The sequence below is a fragment of the Thiocapsa imhoffii genome (assembly GCF_016583985.1).
Taxonomy (GTDB): domain Bacteria; phylum Pseudomonadota; class Gammaproteobacteria; order Chromatiales; family Chromatiaceae; genus Thiocapsa; species Thiocapsa imhoffii.
Genome location: NZ_NRSD01000003.1, coordinates 182,590 through 204,358, shown reverse-complemented (window position 1 = coordinate 204,358; position 21,769 = coordinate 182,590). Strand labels below are relative to the sequence as shown.

Annotated in this window: 12 protein-coding genes; 5 read left to right on the top strand and 7 right to left on the bottom strand. The window is 64.5% G+C overall.

The window, feature by feature from the left end; genetic code table 11:
- The first annotated feature begins 23 nt into the window (after nt 1-23).
- Together CKO25_RS04870 and CKO25_RS04865 are read left to right on the top strand one after the other, a co-directional pair.
- Entirely contained in the window at nt 24-5,579 is a 5,556-nt protein-coding gene (locus CKO25_RS04870) for an alpha-2-macroglobulin family protein (protein ID WP_200386804.1), read from the top strand.
- Between the two features lie 26 nt (nt 5,580-5,605).
- A complete protein-coding gene (locus CKO25_RS04865) occupies nt 5,606-6,415 on the top strand; it encodes a BON domain-containing protein (RefSeq protein ID WP_200386803.1) in 810 nt (269 codons plus the stop codon).
- A gap of 86 nt (nt 6,416-6,501) precedes the next feature.
- Here CKO25_RS04865 and CKO25_RS04860 read toward each other — a convergent pair whose 3' ends face one another.
- The 6 genes from CKO25_RS04860 to CKO25_RS04835 all read right to left on the bottom strand — a co-directional run bounded on the left by CKO25_RS04860 (nt 6,502) and on the right by CKO25_RS04835 (nt 15,029).
- Nucleotides 6,502-7,470: a 2-dehydropantoate 2-reductase gene (locus CKO25_RS04860; protein ID WP_200386802.1), complete on the bottom strand. Its 969-nt coding sequence runs from the start codon at nt 7,468-7,470 to the stop codon at nt 6,502-6,504.
- Nucleotides 7,471-7,491: 21 nt separating this feature from the next.
- On the bottom strand, nt 7,492-9,504 hold the full coding sequence (locus tag CKO25_RS04855) for an alpha-amylase family glycosyl hydrolase (RefSeq protein WP_200386801.1): 2,013 nt from the start codon (nt 9,502-9,504) through the stop codon (nt 7,492-7,494).
- An 80-nt stretch (nt 9,505-9,584) separates the two neighbouring features.
- Nucleotides 9,585-10,487 carry a carbohydrate kinase family protein gene (locus tag CKO25_RS04850; protein ID WP_200386800.1) on the bottom strand — a complete coding sequence of 301 codons (903 nt, stop codon included), beginning with the start codon at nt 10,485-10,487 and terminating at the stop codon, nt 9,585-9,587.
- Between the two features lie 39 nt (nt 10,488-10,526).
- On the bottom strand, nt 10,527-11,384 hold the full coding sequence (locus tag CKO25_RS04845) for an HAD-IIB family hydrolase (RefSeq protein ID WP_200386799.1): 858 nt from the start codon (nt 11,382-11,384) through the stop codon (nt 10,527-10,529).
- 8 nt (nt 11,385-11,392) lie between these two features.
- Nucleotides 11,393-13,561 (bottom strand): HAD-IIB family hydrolase, encoded by a 2,169-nt coding sequence (locus tag CKO25_RS04840; protein WP_200386798.1) that lies wholly within the window; start codon nt 13,559-13,561, stop codon nt 11,393-11,395.
- A 31-nt stretch (nt 13,562-13,592) separates the two neighbouring features.
- The gene (locus tag CKO25_RS04835) at nt 13,593-15,029 is read right to left on the bottom strand and encodes an SPOR domain-containing protein (RefSeq protein ID WP_200386797.1); all 1,437 of its coding nucleotides are present in this window, start codon (nt 15,027-15,029) and stop codon (nt 13,593-13,595) included.
- A gap of 423 nt (nt 15,030-15,452) precedes the next feature.
- Between CKO25_RS04835 and CKO25_RS04830 the strand changes: the two genes are divergently transcribed.
- A complete protein-coding gene (locus tag CKO25_RS04830) occupies nt 15,453-15,956 on the top strand; it encodes a low molecular weight protein-tyrosine-phosphatase (RefSeq protein ID WP_242467429.1) in 504 nt (167 codons plus the stop codon).
- Nucleotides 15,957-16,053: 97 nt separating this feature from the next.
- Here the strand turns inward: CKO25_RS04830 and rne are convergent, their stop codons facing one another.
- Nucleotides 16,054-19,269, bottom strand: a complete 3,216-nt coding sequence (gene rne, locus CKO25_RS04825) for a ribonuclease E (RefSeq protein WP_200386796.1) — start codon at nt 19,267-19,269, stop codon at nt 16,054-16,056.
- Nucleotides 19,270-19,860: 591 nt separating this feature from the next.
- Between rne and CKO25_RS04820 the strand changes: the two genes are divergently transcribed.
- Both CKO25_RS04820 and CKO25_RS04815 read left to right on the top strand, forming a co-directional pair.
- A complete protein-coding gene (locus tag CKO25_RS04820) occupies nt 19,861-20,949 on the top strand; it encodes an RluA family pseudouridine synthase (protein ID WP_371829696.1) in 1,089 nt (362 codons plus the stop codon).
- Nucleotides 20,946-21,626 carry an HAD-IA family hydrolase gene (locus tag CKO25_RS04815; RefSeq protein WP_200386795.1) on the top strand — a complete coding sequence of 227 codons (681 nt, stop codon included), beginning with the start codon at nt 20,946-20,948 and terminating at the stop codon, nt 21,624-21,626. The genes CKO25_RS04820 and CKO25_RS04815 overlap by 4 nt, the downstream gene beginning before the upstream one ends.
- Nucleotides 21,627-21,769: the final 143 nt, after the last annotated feature.

Sequence of the window (21,769 nt, the reverse complement as noted above, 5' to 3'; positions counted from 1 at the left end):
CGTGCCATTACCACGGAGCAACGATGATGTTCAGACGAGGAATCCGTTCGGCGGGTTGGATCCTGCTCGGGGGGCTCGGACTCATCACCACGGCCGTGCTCGGCGCCGACACAGAGGATCCGGGTGCCCGCGTCATGACCATGATGCCCGGGATCGACTACTTCGGGGGCGATTATGACACGCTCACGGATGTCGATCTGGCGGCCTGTCGGGATGCCTGTCAGGCCGATGAGACGTGTCTCGCCTTCACCTACAACCTCAAGGTCGGCTGGTGTTTTCTCAAACAGGACTTCGCTGATCCACGCCCCTTTGCGGATGCGGTTTCCGGGCGGGTTCTGGAAGGCACAGTGGGCGCGACCAACGCGGAGCGGACGGCGAGCCGCGATGCCGAGCTCAGGTTCCTGCCCGCGGCTCTGATCGAGGCCGAGCAACGGCTGGCGGCGCGGATCGCCGCGGGGCCACCACCGAAGCAAGATCTCTCCACACTGCGCGCCGAGGCCCGCGCCTTGGTCGCGACGAACCCCCTGCGCGCGGCTGATCGCTATGCCGATGCACTGCGTTTGGCACCCGCCGACCAAGACCTGTGGCTTGGACTTGCCGCGGCGCTGATGGCGTCCGATCCGCGCGATTGGGACGCCCGTCGACAGGCGCGCGAGGAGGCCACGGCGGCCGCAATCAACGCCTATCGGCAGGCCTTGAGCGACCCGCAACGCGCGATGGCGTTGGCGGTCCTGTCCGAGACCTTGGTGGCGCAGGAGTTCTGGCGGCCGGCGATCCTGGCACTGCGCGGTGCGCTGGCGCTCAGCGAGGAGGCGAGCTGGCGTGCGACCTACGAGCAGCTCCTGAGTGAGCATGGCTTTCGGGTGATTGGCCATGACATCGATGCCAATGCCGCGAGCCCCCGCATCTGCGTGCAATTCAGCGATCCCCTGGCTCCAGATCTCGGCCAGTACGCCGATTACATCCGCGTGGCTGAGCGCGCCGATCTGCCGGTCGAAGTGGAATCCAGTCAACTCTGCATCGATGGCGTCGAGCACGGTTCCCGTTATCGGGTTCAAGTGCGCTCGGGTGTGCCCGCGGCTGATGGAGAACGACTCGCTCAGTCGGTGGAACTGGAGCTGTTCGTGCGGGATCGCGATCCGATGGTGCGATTTCTCGGCCGCGCCTACGTCTTGCCCAAGGGCGGGGAGCCATCGATTCCAGTGGTGTCGGTCAACACCGAGCGAATCGACGCCGAGGTGTACCGCATCGGCGACCGAGCGCTGGCCGCTGCGGTCGGCAGCGGACGCTTTCGCCAACAGCTCTCGAGCTGGGACGCCGAACAGATCGCCAACCGCTCGGGCGAGTTGGTCTGGCACGGCACGATCGAGATCGAGTCACCAATGGTGAGCCGTCTGAATCGTGACGTCACCACTGCCGTCCCGGTCGGTGAACTGATCGAGGATCTGCGCCCGGGGATCTATGCCATGACCGCACAGGCACAGAATGCGCGCGAACCCTCCGACACGCTGGCCACCCAATGGTTTCTGGTTTCGGATCTCGGTCTTGCGGCCTTTTCCGGGAACGATGGGCTGCACGCGATCGTGCGTTCGCTCTCAAGCGCGCAGCCCGTGCCCAATGTGACCCTACGCCTGATCGCTTTAAACGACGACCTCCTTGCGGAGGTCAAGGGTGGTGCCGATGGGGTGGTGCGCTTTGAGCCCGGACGCTTGCGGGGCACGGGGGGCAACGCTCCGGCCCTGCTGGTTGCTGAAGGGGCGGATGGGGATTTCGGTTTCCTCGACCTGACGCAGAGTCCGTTCGATCTGAGCGACCGTGGCGTGACGGGGCGTGCGCCGCCGCAGCCACTCGACGTCTATCTCGTGAGTGAACGTGGCGCCTATCGTCCGGGGGAGTCGGTTCAACTCACGGCGTTGGTCCGCGACGCCCGCGCGGATGCCGTAACCGATTTGCCAATCACCTTCGTTTTCAAGCGTCCTGACGGGGTCGAGCACGCTCGGGTTCTGACCGCCGATCAGGGCCTCGGCGGTTACCGCGCGAGCCTGTCACTGAGCCGGTCGGCGATGCGCGGAACCTGGCGTGCCGCGACCTACAGTGATCCCGCGGCGCCCGCGCTGGCCGAGGTGACCTTTCTGGTCGAGGATTTCGTGCCCGAGCGCATCAGTGTCGATCTACACACCGCGGACGCGCGCTTGAATCCACTCGACCCGCTCGAGATCGCCGTGCAGGCACGGTACCTGTTCGGTCCACCGGCTGCTGATCAGCCGGTGGAGGGCGAGGTCCAGATCAAGCCGGCCGAGGGTCTCGCTGCCTTTCCCGGCTACCAGTTCGGTCTGAACAGTGAGCCGGTTGAAGCGCTCGCCACCCCCTTCGCCACGACTCGGACCAATGCGACGGGCGAGGCGATCATCCAGCTCGCCAATCCGCAACTGCCCCCGACCACGCGTCCCTTGGAGGCCGCCGTCCAGGTGCGGGTGAGCGAAGGCAGTGCGCGACCGGTCGAGCGCACGCTTACCCTCCCGGTCATCCCCAGTCAGGCGCGAATCGGGGTCAAGCCCCTGTTCGAAGAGGCGGTCGAGGAGGGTGGCAATGCCGTGTTCGAGGTCATCCTGGCTGGCCCCGATGATCAGCTGCAGTCCCCGGCGGGGCTGCGTTGGACGCTCTCGCGACTCACAACCCGGTTTCAGTGGTACGAATCGGATGGGCGCTGGAATTATGAACCCATGGTGTCGACGCAACGGATCGCCGCGGGTCATCTGGAAGACGCCGCAACGGACCTCGAAACGACGCCGTCACGCATCGAGGCGCGGGTGGAGTGGGGCAGCTATCGGCTGCGCGTTGAGCGGGAGGATGGCACGGTCTGGCCGGTCGATCTGGATTTCCAGGCCGGTTGGTCCGTCGCTGCGAGCGCGGTCGATACGCCGGACCTAATCAAGGTGGTCCTGGATCGCCCCAGCTATCGTGTGGGTGAGACCCTACGGGCGCGGATCGAGCCACGCTTCGCCGGCATCGCGCTGGTGATGGTGATGGACGATCGGTTGATCGAGATGCGCGCTCTGCCCGTGCCCGAGGAGGGCGCGACGATTGCGTTGCCGGTCACCTCGGCCTGGGGCCCCGGTGCCTATGTCACCGCCGCGCTCTATCGCCCAATGGATCTCGCCGCGCGCCGCATGCCAGGGCGCGCGCTGGGTATCACCTGGGCAAGCATCGATCCGGGACCGCGTCAGCTGGATCTGCGACTCGCGGTGCCGCCCGCGGCATCGGGCGGGGCCCACCGACCGCGCCAGCGACTCGAGATCCCTCTGCAGGTGGCCAATGCAACGTCCGGTGAACCCATCCATGTCACCATGGCCGCGGTCGACATTGGGATTCTCAACCTGACCCGGTATCAAGCCCCGGCGCCGGATCGTTGGTATTTCGGCCAGCGCCGCCTCGGGATGGAGATCCGCGACCTCTATGGCCAGCTCATCGATCGGATGCAGGGTGTGCCCGGAATCGTCCGCGCGGGCGGAGACCGGCTGCAGCTTCGTCTCGAGGGTGCGCCGCCGACGGAGGCGTTGATGGCTTTTCAATCCGAGATCCTGCGCCTTGATGCGGATGGGCGGGGCGTGATCGGTTTCGAGGTCCCGGATTTTAATGGGACGATTCGGCTGATGGCCATGGCCTGGTCGGCGCACGGTGTCGGGCACGCCGTCTCCGATGTGGTGATCCGCGATCCAGTCGTCATCATGGCGAGTCTGCCGCCTTTCCTGGCCCCCGATGATCAATCGCGTCTGCGGCTCGAATTCACCCATCTCGATGGACCCGCGGGGGCCATGACCCTCTCGATGACGGGTGGCGAGGAAGTGATCGAGATTCCGCCCGAGCAGCGCGAACAGACCCTGCTGCTTGACGGCGGTGGGCAGGCCGACGTGACGATTCCGCTAACGGCGCGTGCGATCGGTGAGGCGTCATTGCGCGTGGCCTTGCAAACGCCCGATGGTCAGGTTCTGACCAAGGATCTGCGCTTGAGTGTTCGTGCCAATGCCGCGCGCGTCTCGCACTCCTCGATCGTCGAGTTGCCCCCGGGCGGCACGTTGCCACTGGACACGGAGGGTTGGTCACGGATGGTACCGGGCACCGCGCAACTGACGGCCTCCATCACGGGGGCGGAGGCGCTCGATGTCGCCGGGTTAGTCTTGCGCTTGGATGGGTACCCCTATGGCTGCACGGAACAACTCACCAGTCGTGTCTTGCCCCTGCTCTATCTCGATGAGGTTGCAAGCCTGATCGGGCTCGGCACGCCGTCCACCATCGCGCAACAGGTGCACGAGGCGATCGGCGACATCCTGCTCAATCAATCCGCGAATGGAAGCTTTGGCCTCTGGGGGCTCGGTGGTGATGATCCCTGGCTCGACGCTTATGTCACCGATGTCCTAACCCGTGCGCGTGAGCAGGGTTATGCGGTTCCGGACACCGCCTTCACGATGGCCCTGGACCATCTGCGCAATCGCTTGGCCTATGTGCCGGATTTCAGCCGTGGCGGCGAGGAGATCGCGTATGCGCTCTATGTGCTGGCGCGCAATGGGCGAGCGGCCATCAGTGATCTTCGCTACTATGCCGAGTCGAAGCTCGATGCCTTTGCCACCCCCATGGCCAAGGCACAGCTCGCTGCCGCGTTGGCGCTCTATGGTGACCGTGCGCGCGCCGATCGGGTCTTCGCCGCTGCCGTTGCGATGCTGGGCACCGACGACGATGATGGTGCTTGGCGGATGGATTACGGCTCTGCGTTGCGCGATGGCGCGGCGGTGCTGACCCTCGCCGCGGAGGCGGATGCGAGCGGGGTGGTTTTAGAAGACCTGGCGCGGCGCTTGGCGCGGCACCAGGCTGATCTACGGCCGACCAGCCCCCAAGAGGATGCCTGGATGCTGTTGGCCGCCGCCGCCTTGATGCAGGGCGCGGAGCGACCGCGCTTGAGCATCGCCGGTGTGCCCTGGGAGGGTCCCTGGTTCAGCCGGATTGATGAGCAGGCTACGGCGGCATTACCAGTGGTCGTGGCGAATCAAGGTCAGCGTGGACTCACCGCGGTGGTGACGCACTCCGGGATTCCCGTGACCCCACAGCCCGCTGGTGGCCAGGGGTACCGGCTCGAACGTGCCTATTATGACGTGAACGGACGGCGGGTCGATCCGGAGACCATCGTGCAGGGTGATCGCCTGGTGGCGGTGCTGACGATCACGGCAGCTGACCGTCGTCAAGCACGCTTGATCGTCGACGACCCCCTGCCCGCGGGACTGGAGATCGAGAATCCGCATCTGCTGCGTGCGGGCGAGATTGGCGACCTCGGTTGGTTGGCGCTCGAGGAGGTCGCCGAACATCTTGAGTTCCGCGCGGATCGGTTCATCGCCGCGGTGGATCGCGCGCGCGGCGCACCACATCGTTTTCAACTGGCCTATCGCCTGCGGGCCGTTTCACCGGGTGTCTTTCTCCAACCCGCGGCAACCGTCGAGGACATGTATCGCCCTGAGCAGCGTGCCTGGACGGAAACCGGTCGGGTCCGGGTCAGGAGCCCGAATGTCACGTCCGTGGACGCCCTTTAATCGGATGAGTCTGGAGTTCATCAGCCATGAGACAGAACAGAATACGAGATCCTTTGGCCGGTTTTACCCTCTTAAGCCTGCTCTGGCTCGCGCCGGTGGCACTGGCTGATGAGTCTGTCACCCTAGCGGGTAAGGTCGAGACCATCATCGCCCTGAACCCACACCTTGGCGCCTATGAGCTCCGGGTGCAGTCCGCCGACGAGGGGCTACGGCTTGAAGGCGCGGTGCCGAGTGAGGTCGAGCGCGCGCTGGCCGAGGATCTGGCGCGTTTGGTCGGCGGTGGTGAGGTGCCGATCGACAATGCGCTCACGCTCGGTGCCACCTTCGCCGATGCGCCAGGACCGCTGGCGGCCGCGGTTGCCGATCTGAACACCGCGACCAAGATCCGGCAACGGCTCGGCTGGCAACGCAGTACCTCCGGGCTTGGGATCGATTTCGAGATCGACCAGGGGATCGTCCGGCTGCAAGGACGAATCGGCGCCTCAGGGCCACACGATGTGGCAGGGACCCTGGCGCGCACGACCGAAGGGGTGCGTGAGGTCTTCAACTACATCAATGTCGATCCGAACATGCTCACGGAGGATCGTGCGCGCCAAGAGGTGATTGCCGCGGAACCGCGCTCCGATAACTGGATCGCGAATCGGGTACAGGCCGTGCTGCAGTACGACACGACGGTGAATGCACGCAGCATCGAAGTGAGCGCGAGCGATGGCGTCGTCCTGCTGCGCGGGAGCGTCACCTCGTTGGCGGAGCGGCAGGTCGCGGAGGCCTTGGCGGCCGATGTCCTGGGGGTGCGAGAAGTCGAATCACTCCTGGTCTTCGAACGGCCAATGTGACACGCAGCCCGATCGCTTGCACGCGGCGCGGCCCAATGGCGGTCGCGCGGGTCAACAGCTGCCCCACCGAAGGCCTCGCCTGGCCGTCAGCGCCCGGGTTCGGGATTCCGCTGGTGATGACGCTCCAGGAAGGTCAATTGATCGGCGAGCATCTCGATCGCGGTGAGACGCAGACCCCGTGACTGGGCCTCGCGCAGCGGGCGGCGGTAGAGATACTCGATCTCCAGGGGGCGGTGCGCGAGATAATCCAGGCGCATGCTGGGCGCATAGGGTGTCATGCGTTCGGTCAGGGCCAGTCGCTCGGCGATGAAGCCGGGCGCGAACGGATGCCCGCAGGCTGCCGCCGCCTGTGCGACCTCGGTCATCAACTGCGTGGCGAGACGCCGAGCATCCGGGTCGGCCATGATGACATCGGTATTGGCGTTCAAGACGACCGAAAGACCGTTGAAGGGAATGTTCCAGGCAAGTTTTCGCCAGCGTGCATCCGCGAGTGATGGCAGCTCCTCGGTCGTGATCCCGCCCGCGGCCAACCGCTCCATCAAGGGCGCCAGCAAGTGGCGGTCGCGTTCGTGGACCGGAGCCAGGCCGATCGAACCATAGTCGAGGTGGGCGATCCGTCCTGGTCCGATCTTGTTCGCGCACAGAAAACAGACCCCACCGATCACGCGCGCCTCGGGGAAGGCCGCGACCAGTTCCTCCTCGGCGGTCAGTCCATTCTGAAGGTTCAGGATGATGGTGCCAGGATGGACCAGGGGGCGGAGCAGTTCAGGGAGACGATGGTTTTCCGTCGTTTTCAGTCCGATGAGGACGCAGTCACTGGCCGGGACGGGGTCTGACGCCGCGTAGACCTCGATCGGGGCGTGGTGACGGTCACCCAGCGGTGAGTCGACACGCAAGCCGTCGCGGCGCAGGATCGCGCAATCGCTGCGCGCGATGAAGCGCACCTGACAGCCCCCAAGCAGCAGCCGTGATCCATAAAAGCCGCCGAGTGCGCCGGTGCCCAGGACGGTGACGCTGGAGAGGGTCTGCGGCGACGCGGTTGGAGGTTCGGACATGATGAAGGACTCCGCGGCGACTCAGGAGAGGGAGCGACGTGGAATCGCGCCGAAGCTATCCTCGAACAGGGCACCAGGGCGCTGATTCGACAGCCAGTAGAAATGATAGGGCGGCACCACGACGCGGTTGTTGAAGATGGCAGGCGAGTCACCCGAGGCCAGGCAGGTGATCTGACCATAGCGAAAGAGACCACGGCGGTTGAGCGTTTCCAGATCCAGGTATTGCGGCTTGGTGTCGAAGTTGGCGACCACCAGCACCGAATTCGCCGCGAGACTCGGATGGGTGCGCAGGAAGACGAACAAGTGGGGGTTCTCGACATCGACGAGTTCGCGATTGTTGAAATCAGCGAAGGCCGGGGTGTCCTTGCGCACACTGATCATGCGCTTGATCCCTTCGAAGATGCGCCGTTCGACCGTGCCGTTGAGATGGCGACGTTCGGCGCGTGACCAGTCAATCCGTGGGCGATGGATCCAGCGTGCATCGCTTGCCTTGTGGCTGTCCTCAAGGAATGAGTTGTCATTGAGGGTACCGATCTCATCGCCATACCAGATCAAGGGGATGCCACCGAAGGACATGATCATGGCGTGCAGCATCAGGATGAGGTCGACGACCTCGGAAATGGCCTGCTCATCGTTGTCCTCGAGCGCGGCCTCGAGTCCGGCAAGCGAGGCGAGGGCACCGGCGATGCGTGCGTCACCCGTCTTGAGGTTCACGCCGAAGGGGCGCCCACGAGCGGGTGAGCCGGCGAAGGCGCCGGTGTACCAGTCCACGAGAAAACGACGGTGAGAGTAGGGATCGTAGTCGCAGGCCCGGATGTCGGCGTCGTCGAAACCCAGACCGATATCGTCGTGACACCGTAGATAATTCAACCAGGTCGCACGGTCGAGCTTGTTTGGCAGGCTCTTGATGCCCTGGTTCAGCAGTTTGGCGTTCTTGGTGGCGACGGCGTCCCAGAGCAGGGCCATGAAGGTGGCGTTGTAGGCGATCTCGCATTCCTTCGCGATGACCGCGTCCTCGCCGAAGTACTTGATGATTTCCGATGGGGCCACGATTGCCTCGGCGATGAAGAGCACACCGGGCGCTACGACCTGACAGCAGTCCTTCATGAGCTGCAGGATCAGGTGGGCCTCGCGTTCATTCTGGCAACTGGTGCCGATCTTTTTCCAAAGAAAGGCGACGGCGTCCAGGCGGACGATATCCGCCCCTTGATTAGCCCAGAAGAGGATGATGTCCACCATCTCAATGAAAACGGCGGGGTTGGCGTAATTCAGATCCCATTGGTAGTGGTTGAAGACCGTCATCACCCACTTGCCCATCGACTCGTCCCAGGTGAAGTTTCCGGGCGCGGTCTCGGGGAAGATCTCGGGCATGGTCGCCTCGAACATGTCCGGAACGTCGCGGTTGGGAAAGCAATAGTAGAAGTTCTGGTAATCGTGGTCGCCCTCCTGTGCGCGGCGTGCCCATTCGTGTTCGTTCGAGGTGTGATTGACCACGACGTCGAGGGTGAGCAGCATGTCGCGGCGGCGCATGGAGTCAGCGAGCGCGCGGATGTCGTCGACCGTGCCGGCGCGGGGATCGATGTTGCGAAAATCGCTGATGGCGTAGCCACCGTCACTGGCGCCCCGCGGACATTGGAGAATCGGCATCACGTGAACCATGTTGATGCCGAGTTCCTGTAAATAGGGGAGGCGCTCCTTCAGCCCTTGGAGATTGCCGGCGAAGCCGTCGCTGTAGAGGGCCATCCCCACCCATTGTTGCCCAAGGAACCAGTTATGGTCTTCCTCGCGGGCCATATCGATCTGTTTGAGCACGTCGGGACGGTCGATGTAAGCACGCGCGAGACGCTCGGTCAGGTGCACCATTTGCGCCTTGAAGTCCTCGCGATGCCCATAGAGATGGAAGAACAGCGAATGGATGGCATAGAAATTGGCGCCCAGCCGGGTGAAGAAATGCCGCAGATCCTGCCGGCAGATCTCGTTGCTGAGTTCATCGAGAATGTCGTTGAGGAGGGCGTGGGAGACCTGTTCGTACATCGGCGCTTCCGATCCTAGGCGAAATGGGTGGTTTTCAATGATGCGTTGGTGTGGGAGAGGACATTCGCCACGCGCGCGCTTTACTCCCAACGCTCGAGAAAGGGCTCGTACAGGCCGGGGTCGGCAGCGGTTGCGCCACGCTGTTCCACGATGCGCGAGGCGAAGGACTGCGCCCGCTCGAGTGTGCTCTCGAGGGGCCACTGACGCAGAAGACCGAGGATGAAGACCGAGGCGAAGGCGTCACCCGCGCCGACGGTATCTTGGATCGCTGCGGACGGTTCTGGTGCAACCCGCACGGGCGCCTGTTCGCGGCTCAGTGCCAGGGCACCCTCGCTGCCGAGGGTAACGACGAGTCCACGCAACGCGTAGGTCCGCAGAAAGACCGCGGCCTGCTCGCGCAGAGCCGTTTCGCTCGCTGCCGCGAGTCCGCTCAGCAGACTCAGTTCCGCGCGGTTGAGCTTCACCCAATGGGCACCTTGCAGCAAGTCCCGCGTCTGTTCGAGTGACCACCAAGGATCGCGTAAATTGACATCGAGGAAGCGCATGCCCGGGGCCGTTTCGCGCAGACCTTGTAACGCATTCGCCGAGGTCGGGCGGCGCAGGGCGAGGGTGCCATGATAGAGCACGGGCGCACTCGAGGGCCGCTCGGGTGGCCGGATGTGATCGAAGGCACGGTCCGGGATAATCTCGTAGCTGGGCTCGCCCTGCTCGAGGCGGACGCGGACCGCGCCCGTGGGGTGGTTGGGGTCGGTTTGCAGTCCGCTTGTGTCCATTCGCCACTGCTGCATGGCGCGTCGGACTTGCATGCCGTCGGCGTCGTCGCCCACGGCGCTGATCAACCGTGGCGCGGCGCCAAAGGCACGCAGATGCCAAGCCACATTGAATGGGGCACCGCCGAGGACACGTCTGCCGTCGGGGAAACAGTCGAAGAGGACTTCACCAAAGATATCGACGTTCAGTGGGTCGATCGGATGATCGGGCATGCATCTTCTCCAGAGCGGGTGGCCTGCGTGCGTGCGGCCTCAACGCGCCTCGGCAGTGGCTGTCAAGGCCGGAGTGAGGTCGGGGCGGAAATGGGCGATCCCCTCAAGGATCCCGGCGCTGTAATGTCCGTTCATGCCGGACCAATCGCCACGTGCGCAGTAGAGTCGGTCGCTCAAGCCCAGCGCCACGGCGCGTTTCTGGGCCTCGGCGCGGACCTCGGGATGTCCATTAGCGACCAGGACGGCGGGGATCGGGCTGATGAGAACCTCGAGATCGTTCCCGCTGTCGCCCGCGAAGACGGTGGTGTCATGGTCATGACCGAGGCGCCGCATCAGGAAGTCCACGGCGTGGAACTTGGTGGCAGAGGCCGGGAGAACGTCGAGCAGTCCGACCCCGGCCGCTTCGTCGATACTCCAGATCAGGCTGGCCTTGACGTGCAAGGGCGCGAGACGTTGCTGAAGTCTTTCCTTGAGTTGATCCACATCGAGTTCACACGGCGTTTCGTAGCTCAGCTTGAACCGACCCTGACGCTCGGGCTCCTGCAGACGCAATTCCGTCAGGTCGGCGAAGACCTCGATGAAGCGCGCGGCAGACTGCCCCGCCCAGTCCGGTGCAATCGCGTCACGCCAGGCCGTGACGGGTTGCCAGGCGTTGTGGGTGACGTGATAGAGACTCGTTCCCACATCGCAAATGACGAAATCCGGCGTGGGCAAGTCGTACTCAGCGATGGCCTTGCGCACGAGCGCCTCATGACGGCCCGTGACATAGACAAGTGTCACCTGGGGGTTGGCAACGAAACGTCGAAAACGTGGTCGTGCATCCGGTGATTCGCGTTCGCTGCCATTGGGAATGAGCGTCCGGTCGAGATCCGTGCACAGGAGGAGTGGTGGTGTCATACGCGTTGTCAGTCAGACTCCGGGATGCCGTCAGCCATCGCCTCGAGCGGGCGAGCGGGGACCACGCACGCGCCGAAGAAATCGTAATGCTCGATCGCTTCGAGGATGCCGAGGGCGTGAGAGGCTTGGGCGAAATAGATGTTATCCATTTCGACCAGCTGCGAGAGTTCCTCGTGGTGTCGATTGGCGACCACCACGGCGAGGGTGTTGCCGCGCATCATGTCCTCATCGGCGCCCGAGCCTCCCGCGACCAGGATGTGCTCGAGGGGAATGCCGAAGCGATGCGCGACATACCGTAATGCCTGGCCCTTGGAGGCGCGGATGGGGACCACATCGAGGAATTGGCCGAAGGCATGGATCACGTTGACCGACAGGTCGCGGGTGCGCAAGAGGGTCATGATCTCATCGAGCGGAGGTGCGACCGTGGGGTCATAGTGATACGCAATCTTGAAACGGCTCTGCTCGGCCCGGCCTTGTGGCACGAGTCCGGGGATGCCCTCCAGCGTGCGTCGCACCATCTGTGGCTTCCACAGATAGTCCACATGGTCGCTCCAGAAATCGTCGACCACCAAAGCGGCGCTGTAGTGGATCTCGGTGCCGAGGCTGGTGATCATGACATCCGGCACTGGGATGCCATGCCGTTTCAACTCGGTGAGCAAGGCATCGAGCCGGCGTCCGGTGGCAATGCCGAAGTTCGAGCAACGTTTGTTCTCGCGCATCATCTGCGTGAAGCGCTGCACCCCCTCGAGGTTGCCCAAGAGGCTTTGATCGAGATCGGTGAAGAGCGCGCGATCGCGATAGATGAGCCGTCGCCGCAAGGGTGGCGTGCTTGGGATGGGGTCGGCCCGTTTCGTCAAGGGGGCAATCCGATCACGATAACTGGCCGCGTGGGCGTGCCAGGAATAGCGTTCTCGCACGCCCGCGAGCCCCTGACGGATCAGTCCCTGGCGGAAGTCCGCATCGCTGAGAACGCGGATCAAGGCCGCGGCCATCGCCTCGCGATCGAGTGGGTCGACGAGCAGACCGTTGCGGCAGTTGCCAATGATGTCGACGGGACCGCCATTCTCGGTCGCCACCAGCGGCAGCCCGCTCGCCGCCGCTTCCAGCAGGGTTAGACCAAAGGGTTCGGTGAGCGCGGGGTTGATGAAGACACCGCCGGAGGATGCGGCAAGCCGATAAATCTCGGGGACATCATCGGCACTATGGTGTTTCGGAACGGCGATCTTGCCATAGAGGTCATAGGCGTCGATCGTCAGCAAGATCTCGGTCAGAACAGTTCTCGCCCCTTCGTCGAGATCGCGAATATCGTTGCGATTGCCCGCAATGATGAGGAGGTTGGCGAGTGATTGAAGGTGTTTCGATTCACCGAACGCTTCGATGAGCGCGACGATATTCTTGCGGTGATCGGCGCGCGACAGGGCCAGGATGAGCGGCTTGGTTGGATCATCCAGGAAACGCTCGACCTCCTCGCCGAAGGGGATCGGCCCGGCGTCATCAGCCGGTGGGTGAAACTGCACCAGGTCGGTTCCCGGTGGAATGACAACCATCCGCTCCGGGTGATAGTAGTCGTAGAGGGCGTACTGCGCTTCGATCTCATTGTGGGTGCTGGTGATGACGAGTTCCGCGGTGCCGAGAACCAACTCCTCCGCCTCGATCCGTCGGACCATGTTGTAACGCGCGTCAATCTGCGGCCCCTCGAGCCCCGCCGCGAGCAAGCGTTGACGTTTGTCTCGTCCCAGTGAGTGGCCCGTGTGCACCAGGGGGATGCCGGCGAGGTTGGAAAGGCGTACACCGACATATCCGGCATCGGCGTAATGGCTGTGAATGATACTCGGCCAGCGTCCGGCATCATGCAGCCAGGTGGTGAGATTGTCGACGAAGGCGTCGAGATGATCCCAGAGTTGCTCCTTGGGGAGGTATTCCTCGGGGCCGGCATCAATGCGCAGGATCCGGGCCTTGTCATTCAGGCGCTCGAGCGGTTGGGCATAATCGGTGCTGACCGCGGGGTCGACGACCCGGCGGGTCACGAGATCCACTTGCGTGACGTCGTCGCGTTCGGCGAGTGCGCGCGCGAGGTCGACCACATACTTGGTTTGGCCACCCGTATCCGCGTCACGCCCGAGTTCGAGTTCATGCCAGCGAATCAGTCCGTGAATACTCAACAGGAGGATATACATAGGGGGGCCCTGGGTTGGTCGGCAGCGTCGCTCAGCGCGTGATCTCGATGATGCCTAGTTGGGTCTCGGGAGGGAGAGGACGGATCCAGAGATCGAGCAGCGCCAAGGTGTCCGGGAGTTCCTCTTGCGCGCCGACCGCGGCGGCACGCGCCGGGTGCAAACTGTGGATCAGAACGTACCAGGGGCGGCCCTGAAAACTCTCTTCGCGAAAATAGACGCGCTCCGGCAGCGCTTCGCGTTGGGCAAAGTCAAGCAAGGAATCGAGGGAATGGAAGCCGATCAATTGCAGTGCGTGGTTGTCGTTTCCGACCTGCTGGAGTTCCTCCATGATCCGCGCATGCGGCGGCTCGCTTGTGTCCGCCCCGGGTCGCTCGGGAGCCACCTCGGGCGTCGAGGGGGCGACTATCGCTGGCGCGTCGCGCTGCTCTTCAATGGTGTCCGATTCACTGGGGTCGGAGTCGCTGATGTCGGATTCAGTGGTGGTCGTGTCAGCGGGCGGCACGAGCGCGCTCGTAGCGGATTCCGGCACCGCCGCGGCGGTGTCTGGCGGTGGTGTGGGTGCGGCCGGTTCGCGGGTCGGCGTCTCTGGATCAGGTTCTACTGAATCCTCATCAGGGCGTGCGGGAGCCTCAGTCGGTTCAGGTTCCTCCAGGGCCTGTTCCACGGCATCGCGCGCCGTTGCGGCCACGGGTGCTGTTGGATCAGCGTCCTGGTCAGGCGGTGCCGTGAATGGGGTGGGACGCTCCGGTGTCGCGGCAGTGCCCGGAGGCTCGGTGGAGAGTGTGCCAGAGGCTGTGCTTCCATCCTCTGCCGGCGCGGGCCTTGCCTCTTCGGCGGTGCGCTGTGGATCCGCGGGAGGCGCTGTCTCAACGCGCTGGTCCTCGAGGTCGTCTGCGGGTGGACTCAGCAGGGGCTCGCGCCCGCTGAGGATGTTCGCGGTATCCGTGCTCGGCGTTTGGAGATCAGGCGATTCCGGTGCGGCGTCTTCGCGCTCGCTTGGTGCGGGGGGCACCGTCTTGAGTCGTTCAATGGATTGGGACAAGAGGGCAATGGACCCACGCAGCCCCGCCAGGCTTGCCTCGATGGCTGCGTTCTGTGCCGAGATCGCGGCCAGACGTTCGTCGTCGCCCCCGAGTTGGGCGCGGGTCGTGATCAACTCCTGCCGCGCCTCGTCTAACCGGCTGTAGGCGTAGAAGGATGCCAACCCGATCAGTAATGTGATCAAGATCAGAATGGCCGCGAAGATTGCGGCTTGTTTCCTCAGGCGTGCCTCGATCTCATCATGATGGGTCTGTAGAGCGCGCTGCATGCGATTGCTAGTCAAGCGCCGGTCGTCGTCGACGTCGCCGATACGCGCCACCAGTTTGGTTTCGAGATCCTGATAATCGTTGCGCTGCCGCGCGACGAGTCGCGTGAGCAAGGCGACCCGTTCGGCTAATGAGGAGGTAGTGTCAGGCGTGTTGTCCATGTTTGATGCTCTCGATTGCGGCTGCGGGATCGGACGTCCAGGACCGGGCGCGCGATTTGAGTCCGCCGACAGGGGCGGGCTCTCGTCAACAGGCCCAGGCAAGCCATGTGCGACGCAGACCGAGGTACACAGGTCCTGGCTGGATCGCCGTTGCATCCAGCGCGGGCGCGCTCGGAGCACTGAGCGCTGTGGCTGTCGCACTGCTTCGCGATGGGTCACTCCGTGGTACGGCCGTCTGTTGAACGCGATGCGAGCCGCACGTGAAGCGTCTTAAATGGTGCCCGTCTGGGTTGCGCCAACCGTCTAACGGGCCGAACATTGCCCAATGCAAGGTCTATCATACCAGCCCGAACGGTGTTCGGCGGATCGAGGTCCGAGATGAATGAAGTGAAACCAGATGAATCGGGGCCGGCCACGGCGAGCATGCGGCGAGTGGAGCGGGACCTGTCACCACCCCTTGCCGTGCTGTTCGTTTGCATGGGGAATATCTGTCGCTCTCCCACGGCGCATGGGGTCTTTCGCCAACTCGTGAACGAGCGTGGATATGCCGATCGGATCCTGATCGATTCGGCCGGCACCCACGCCTATCATGTTGGTGATCCCCCGGATCGGCGCGCACGCGAGACGGCGTTGCAGCGGGGCATCGATATCTCGGACCTGCGTGCGCGGGTGGCCACACGGACGGATTTCGAACGCTTTGACTATGTTCTGGCAATGGATCAGGAGAACTACCGCAGCTTGCAGCGGCTGTGTCCGCGCGGGATGGAGACGAAGCTGCGGCGCTTCCTCGAGTTTGCTCCGGACTTCCGGATCCTCGATGTCCCGGATCCCTACTATGGCGGACAGCAGGGATTTGATCAGGTGTTCGATCTGGTCGAGGCCGCGGCGCTCGGATTGCTCGAAGACCTCATGCCGCGCTTGCGTTGAAGGCTCCGGCAATCGCGGCGGCTGTCGATCCCGCACCCTAAGAGTAGGGCACGACGGTCAGCCGCCTGGGGATGCCCGCGCACCGGCGGTTGCCGGTTCAGAAACCGCCCTTGGGCTCGGCTGGGTCCTGAGCGGGCACGGCCAGTGAACTGGCGGACGGCTCTGGCGTTGAGACTTGTTCGGCGGATCGATGGGGCGTGGTTTCGCCCGACGCGTGCGCGTGCGGTTTCGCGACCGCGCCGCCCGGATCGTCACCGGTCGTGTCGCGGGAGGGCGCCGGCGGCTCTGGAGCCTGCGTGGGCTGTGGAGTTGCCGGGGCGACGGTCGCGGTCGTCGGTGGCGGGATCGGCGCGGACGGAGGGTCCGGGATTGGCGTGGCCAAGGTCTCCCTTGGGCGCTCCTGGACCGACTCTGAGTGCTCGTCGGTCGCGGGTCGGCCGCTCCGATCGCTAGGCTGGAAACGTTCCGGCTCAGACTGTTGCACCGCTTGCGCGGCGTCGCTCGGCGCGCTGGACTGGGCTGTCTCCGCCGTGTGGTTGGAACCGCGCCGCGGGCGTGGTGCCTGGGTCCATTCACCCGCCGCGGTGGTGGTTGCGCGGGTCCGGTTCGCGGGTTCGGTGCCGTCGCCGTCATCTTCGCCCTGGTGCCGGGACGCGGACTGATCCTGCTGCACGACGGGTTCGAGGGTCTCCTGGGAGGACCCATCCCCATCACGGGTCTCCGCCGCGGACGTCGAGCGCCGTCGATTGCGTCCGCCGCGGCGGCGGCGCGATGAACGAGGCCGTTCGGCGCTCAACGCATCATCGTCCGAGGGCGTGGGGGCTGGCTCTGGCTCGTTCGCCACATCTTGGTGGCTCGCGTCCTCCGCTGGACCGTCCGAACGCCCTCGTGGCGGCCGGGAATGTCCCCTGTCCGCGGTTGACGCCGAGGTTCCCGTCGGTCGCTCGACTGGCGAGCGTTCCGCGGTCAGGTCGGATGAGGTCAGCATCAGGGCATGGGCGCTTGCAGGTACCACGGCGGTCGCCGCGCGGGCAGGTTCAGGCGCCGTCGCCGATCCCTCCTCGAGGTCCCGCTGCGAGCTGGTTGCGTCCGCGACCTCACCCTGTGCATCCGGGCGGGCGGACTCCTGGTCGCGACGTCCCTCGCCGAGGCCCGCACCGCGCCGGCCGCGTCCACGCGATCCACTGCGTCGCGAGCGGGATTCGCCGCTGCGCCGGCTCTGAGCCTGCTCATCGCCCTCTGCAGGGGTGTCAGTGGCACCGCGTTCGTCGCGGTCGAGGTCCTCGCGCGTGGGATCCTGACGACCGCCTCGCACCGACTCCGAACGCCCCCCCGATTCGGGCGCTGGGCGCGGACCGCGTGCGGAATCAGGCCGGGGGCGCTCCGCTGCCGGATCACGGCGTGTCGCATGGGCACCGCCCGTACCCCGGCGTTCGCCATGGCTGGTCTCTGCTTGGCGCCCGTGCGCTGGTGGTTGTCCGGGTTCGTGCGCGCGTCGCGTGGTCGACTCCGTTCCTCCCGGTTGCAGCCCCGTTGCTGGCGGCGTGATTGCCGCTGGGGACTCGACCTGACGTGAGGTGAAGAGGCCCGTCCAGATCCGTTTGAGCAGGCTTTCGGTTTCACCGCGACGCCCTTCGAGCGGCGGCGACGATGCCGTGGGCGTGGTTGCGGTCCAGCGTGGTTGTGGCGCGGGTGCGGGGGTGGCCGGTGAAACCTGTTTCACCGCCGGCTCCTCGGCTTGGACGGGATGACCGAGTTTCGCGTAGAACGGAGTCCCGACGGCTGCCGGCGGAGCGGTCATCTGGTAGCTCGCCTGATCCGCGGCGAGCTTGACCGAATCTTGCGTCCGGATGCGTTCGATCTGGTAGTCGGGGGTTTCCAGATACTCGTTCGGCAACAGCAGGACTTCGACCTCTTGGCGCTGTTCGATTTCGAGGATGCCGCGGCGCTTTTCGTTGAGTAGGAAGGTTGCAACGCTGACCGGCAATTGAGCGACGATGCGTAGCGTATTCTCCTTCATCGCCTCTTCCTCGACGATCCGCAGGATCGACAAGGCGAGCGATTCGACGCCGCGGATCGTCCCTTGCCCCTTACAACGCGGGCAGACCTGCTGACTCGATTCACCAAGCGATGGACGTAAGCGCTGCCGTGACATCTCCAACAAGCCGAAGCGGGAGATGCGCGCGACCTGCACGCGTGCCCGGTCGTGTTTGAGCGCGTCGCGCAGGCGGTTCTCAACCTCCCGCTGATTCTTCGGCGGCGTCATGTCGATAAAGTCGATCACGAACAATCCACCGAGGTCGCGCAGGCGCAGTTGGCGCGCGATCTCGTCGGCCGCCTCGAGATTGGTATTGAGGGCTGTCTCCTCGATATCGGCACCCTTGGTCGCACGGGCCGAGTTGATATCGATGGAGGTGAGGGCTTCGGTGTGGTCGATCACGATCGAGCCACCGGACGGCAGTCGGACCTCACGCTGGAAGGCCGACTCAATCTGACTTTCGATCTGATAGCGGGTGAAGAGTGGAACCTCGTCCTCGTAGAGCTTGAGCTTTTTGAGGTTGCTTGGCATGACCTGCCGGATAAAGCTCTCGGCCCGCTCGAACACCGCGCGGTCGTCGATCAGGATCTCGCCGATATCCACCCTCAGATAGTCGCGAATCGAGCGGATGATGACATCGCTTTCCTGGTAGATCAGGAAGGGTGCCTTGCGTTCCTGCGCCGAGGTCTCAATGGCCTTCCAGAGTTGCAGGAGATAGTCGAGATCCCACTGCAGTTCCTCGACGTTCTTACCAACCCCCGCCGTGCGCACGATCAGTCCCATGTCCTCGGGGATGCGCAGTTGGCTCATGGCATCGCGCAATTCGCTGCGATCCTGGCCCTCGATGCGGCGCGAGACGCCCCCGGCGCGTGGGTTGTTTGGCATCAGCACCAGATAACGCCCCGCCAGCGAGATAAAGGTGGTGAGCGCGGCACCCTTGTTGCCGCGCTCCTCCTTATCGATCTGGACGACGACCTCACGGCCTTCGCGGACGGAATCCTTGATATTGATCCGCGCTCCGGGTTTGACGCTTTCCGGCTCGAAATAGGCCCGAGAAATCTCTTTGAGTGGCAGGAAGCCGTGGCGATCGGCCCCGTAATCGACGAACGCGGCCTCTAGGCTCGGTTCAACCCGAGTGATGACGCCTTTATAGATATTGGCTTTTTTCTGTTCGCGCCCGGGGGATTCAATATCGAGGTTGTAGAGCTGTTGGCCGTCGACTGTTGCTACCCGCAACTCTTCCGGCTGAGTTGCGTTGATCAGCATGCGTTTCATAGATTGTGTTCCGCACTGCGGCGCGCTCCCCGGTGCGGGGGCTGCTTGTGGCGACGCCGCCTGGTGCAACACCGTGAGGGACTCGGCCTCTTGTCGTCGGAGTCATTCCGAGCAACAGGGGCAGGGTCCAAGGAGACGGTCTCGCCCGGCCAGCAGGAGCGCGCGCGCTGTATGTGAGTCATTGACGAGCGGCCCCGCGCGGGGCCGCTCGCCCCAAGTCGGCTCGTCGTCACGACGGGTCGATCATCGGAACGTTGAGGGCAGCACCGGCTGCGCGGTCCTCGCTCAGGCAGGGCGAAATGCGTTCGCGAGGTGTAGAATGCGCGGTCACTCGATTGAACGAGTCCGCGACACCCTGTGAACGTCCATCATCGAGCTGCTTGGACATCGGATGCCGGATGCGGAAGTCAGGGTGTGATCCATCGGCCAGGAATCGGCTTGATCGTTCGCGGCGTATCCTTGACCTGACTCCCTCGCTGCACTCACCGATCCGGGATAAATCTCGTAATCCGTGGGTGTGCGCAAGCCTCCGATCATATCAGTAAAGACGATTTAGCAGCAATTGAGCCCTTCAAGGCGGAACCACACCACGTGACATCAAGACCTCGCCGCTCCAAATCCGATCGGAGCACCGCCTCGCGGGCTAAGGTGCGCCAGCGCGAGCGGGCGCGCCCCGCCGCCGCGCTGACGCCAGCACCCGATCGCCGAGCCGCTCAAAGCGCGTCATCCGATGCCGGCGTGCGCATCCTGCGTGTTGATGCGGAGGCGAACGGGCAGCGGATCGACAACTTTCTCCTCCGCCACCTCAAGGGGGTCCCGCGCAGCCATCTCTACCGGGTGCTGCGTCGCGGCGAGGTCCGTGTCAACAAAGGCCGTATCAAGGCGAGCCATCGGGTCCAGGCGGGCGATCTCGTCCGCGTGCCGCCGCTGCGTGCGCCCCAGGTGGCGGATCCAGGCCGGATCCCCAGCGCGCGTCTGGCCTGGCTCAGCGAGGCGATTCTCCACGAAGACGAGCAGTTGCTGGTCCTCGACAAACCGGCCGGATTGGCGGTGCATGGTGGGAGCGGTCTGAGCTTTGGCGTGATCGAGTCGCTGCGTGCGCTGCGCCCGGGCGATGCCCTGGAACTGGTGCATCGCCTGGACCGCGAGACCTCGGGCTGTCTGATGATCAGCAAACGCCGCGGCACCTTGCGCCAACTCCATGCCCTGATGCGCGAGGGCCGCATGGACAAGCGCTATCGCGCGCTCATGGTCGGCGATCCGGGCCGGGACAAGATGATCGTGGATGCGCCACTGGTGAAGAATGTCCTGCATGGGGGCGAGCGGATCGTACGGGTTGATCACGAGCAGGGGCGGGCGGCCCGGACCCTGTTTCGCGTGCAGGCCCGCTATGTGGTTGAGTCCATGACGCTGACCCTGGTCGAGGCCGAACTGGTCACGGGGCGGACGCATCAGATTCGCGTCCATGCGGCATCCCTTGGCACGCCACTCGCGGGTGACCCCAAGTACGGTGACGAGGAGGCGAACCGCCGCTTGAAAGCGCTGGGTCTGGGACGCCTGTTTCTGCATGCCGCGGGACTCGGATGGACGCTCGGTGACCCGCCTCGATCCTATCGGCTGAGTGCGCCGCTTCCCGCGGAACTCGCGGTCTTCCTCACGCGCCTGGAGCCCTCGACGTGACCTTCGACTTGATCGTTTTCGACTGGGATGGAACCCTGATGGATTCTGAGGCACGGATTGTCAATTGTTTGCAGGCAGCCTTTCGGGATCTCGGTTTGAGCCCACCCGCGCGCGAAGTCGCCCGGCAGGTCATCGGCCTGGGTCTGGAGGAGGCGATCCTGCGTCTGCTGCCGCGGGGTGATGCCGCAACCCGTGGTGCCTTGGAGACGGGTTACCGACGCTATTTCCTCGAGGTCGATGCCACGCCCGCGGCGCTCTTCCCCGGTGCTCGCGAAACGCTCGAGACGCTTGCGGCGCGCGGTTACCGGCTGGCGGTTGCGACGGGCAAGGGACGTCATGGTCTCGCGCAAGCCCTGGCTGAAACCGGGCTTGGCCCGCTGTTTCAGGCCACGCGTTGTGCCGATGAGACACGGTCGAAACCGCATCCCCAAATGTTGCTCGAATTAATGGATGAACTCGGGGCCGCGGCTGCGGCCACCCTGATGATCGGTGACACCGAATACGACCTGCAAATGGCCATGAGCGCGCGGACCAAGGCGCTGGCCGTCTCCTATGGGGTGCATCCGGTTGCCCGACTCATGGCGCAGGGTCCACTCGCCTGCCTGGATGACCTCAGGGTCTTGCCCGACTGGCTCGATCAGGTTGCGCTCATGGGGGCGGACGCGTCGCCGCGGTGATACGGTTCCAGTCTCCTGTCGCGGCTCATCCCCTCGCAAGCGCGGTCGTGCGCATCCATGTTGGGTGCGAGCGTTGGTCCACCGCGGCGGGCAGCACCGCTCTGGACGGGCCATCCGAATCGATCGAATCAGCATTCTCATGC

Coding starts and splice junctions, on each gene's coding strand:
- CKO25_RS04850 (WP_200386800.1), bottom strand. CDS start 10,487: ATGCCCGATCATCCGATCGACCCACTGAACGTCGATATCTTTGGTGAA.
- CKO25_RS04845 (WP_200386799.1), bottom strand. CDS start 11,384: ATGACACCACCACTCCTCCTGTGCACGGATCTCGACCGGACGCTCATT.
- CKO25_RS04835 (WP_200386797.1), bottom strand. CDS start 15,029: ATGGACAACACGCCTGACACTACCTCCTCATTAGCCGAACGGGTCGCC.
- rne (WP_200386796.1), bottom strand. CDS start 19,269: ATGAAACGCATGCTGATCAACGCAACTCAGCCGGAAGAGTTGCGGGTA.
- CKO25_RS04830 (WP_242467429.1), top strand. CDS start 15,453: ATGCGGCGAGTGGAGCGGGACCTGTCACCACCCCTTGCCGTGCTGTTC.
- CKO25_RS04860 (WP_200386802.1), bottom strand. CDS start 7,470: ATGTCCGAACCTCCAACCGCGTCGCCGCAGACCCTCTCCAGCGTCACC.
- CKO25_RS04865 (WP_200386803.1), top strand. CDS start 5,606: ATGAGACAGAACAGAATACGAGATCCTTTGGCCGGTTTTACCCTCTTA.
- CKO25_RS04840 (WP_200386798.1), bottom strand. CDS start 13,561: ATGTATATCCTCCTGTTGAGTATTCACGGACTGATTCGCTGGCATGAA.
- CKO25_RS04855 (WP_200386801.1), bottom strand. CDS start 9,504: ATGTACGAACAGGTCTCCCACGCCCTCCTCAACGACATTCTCGATGAA.
- CKO25_RS04870 (WP_200386804.1), top strand. CDS start 24: ATGATGTTCAGACGAGGAATCCGTTCGGCGGGTTGGATCCTGCTCGGG.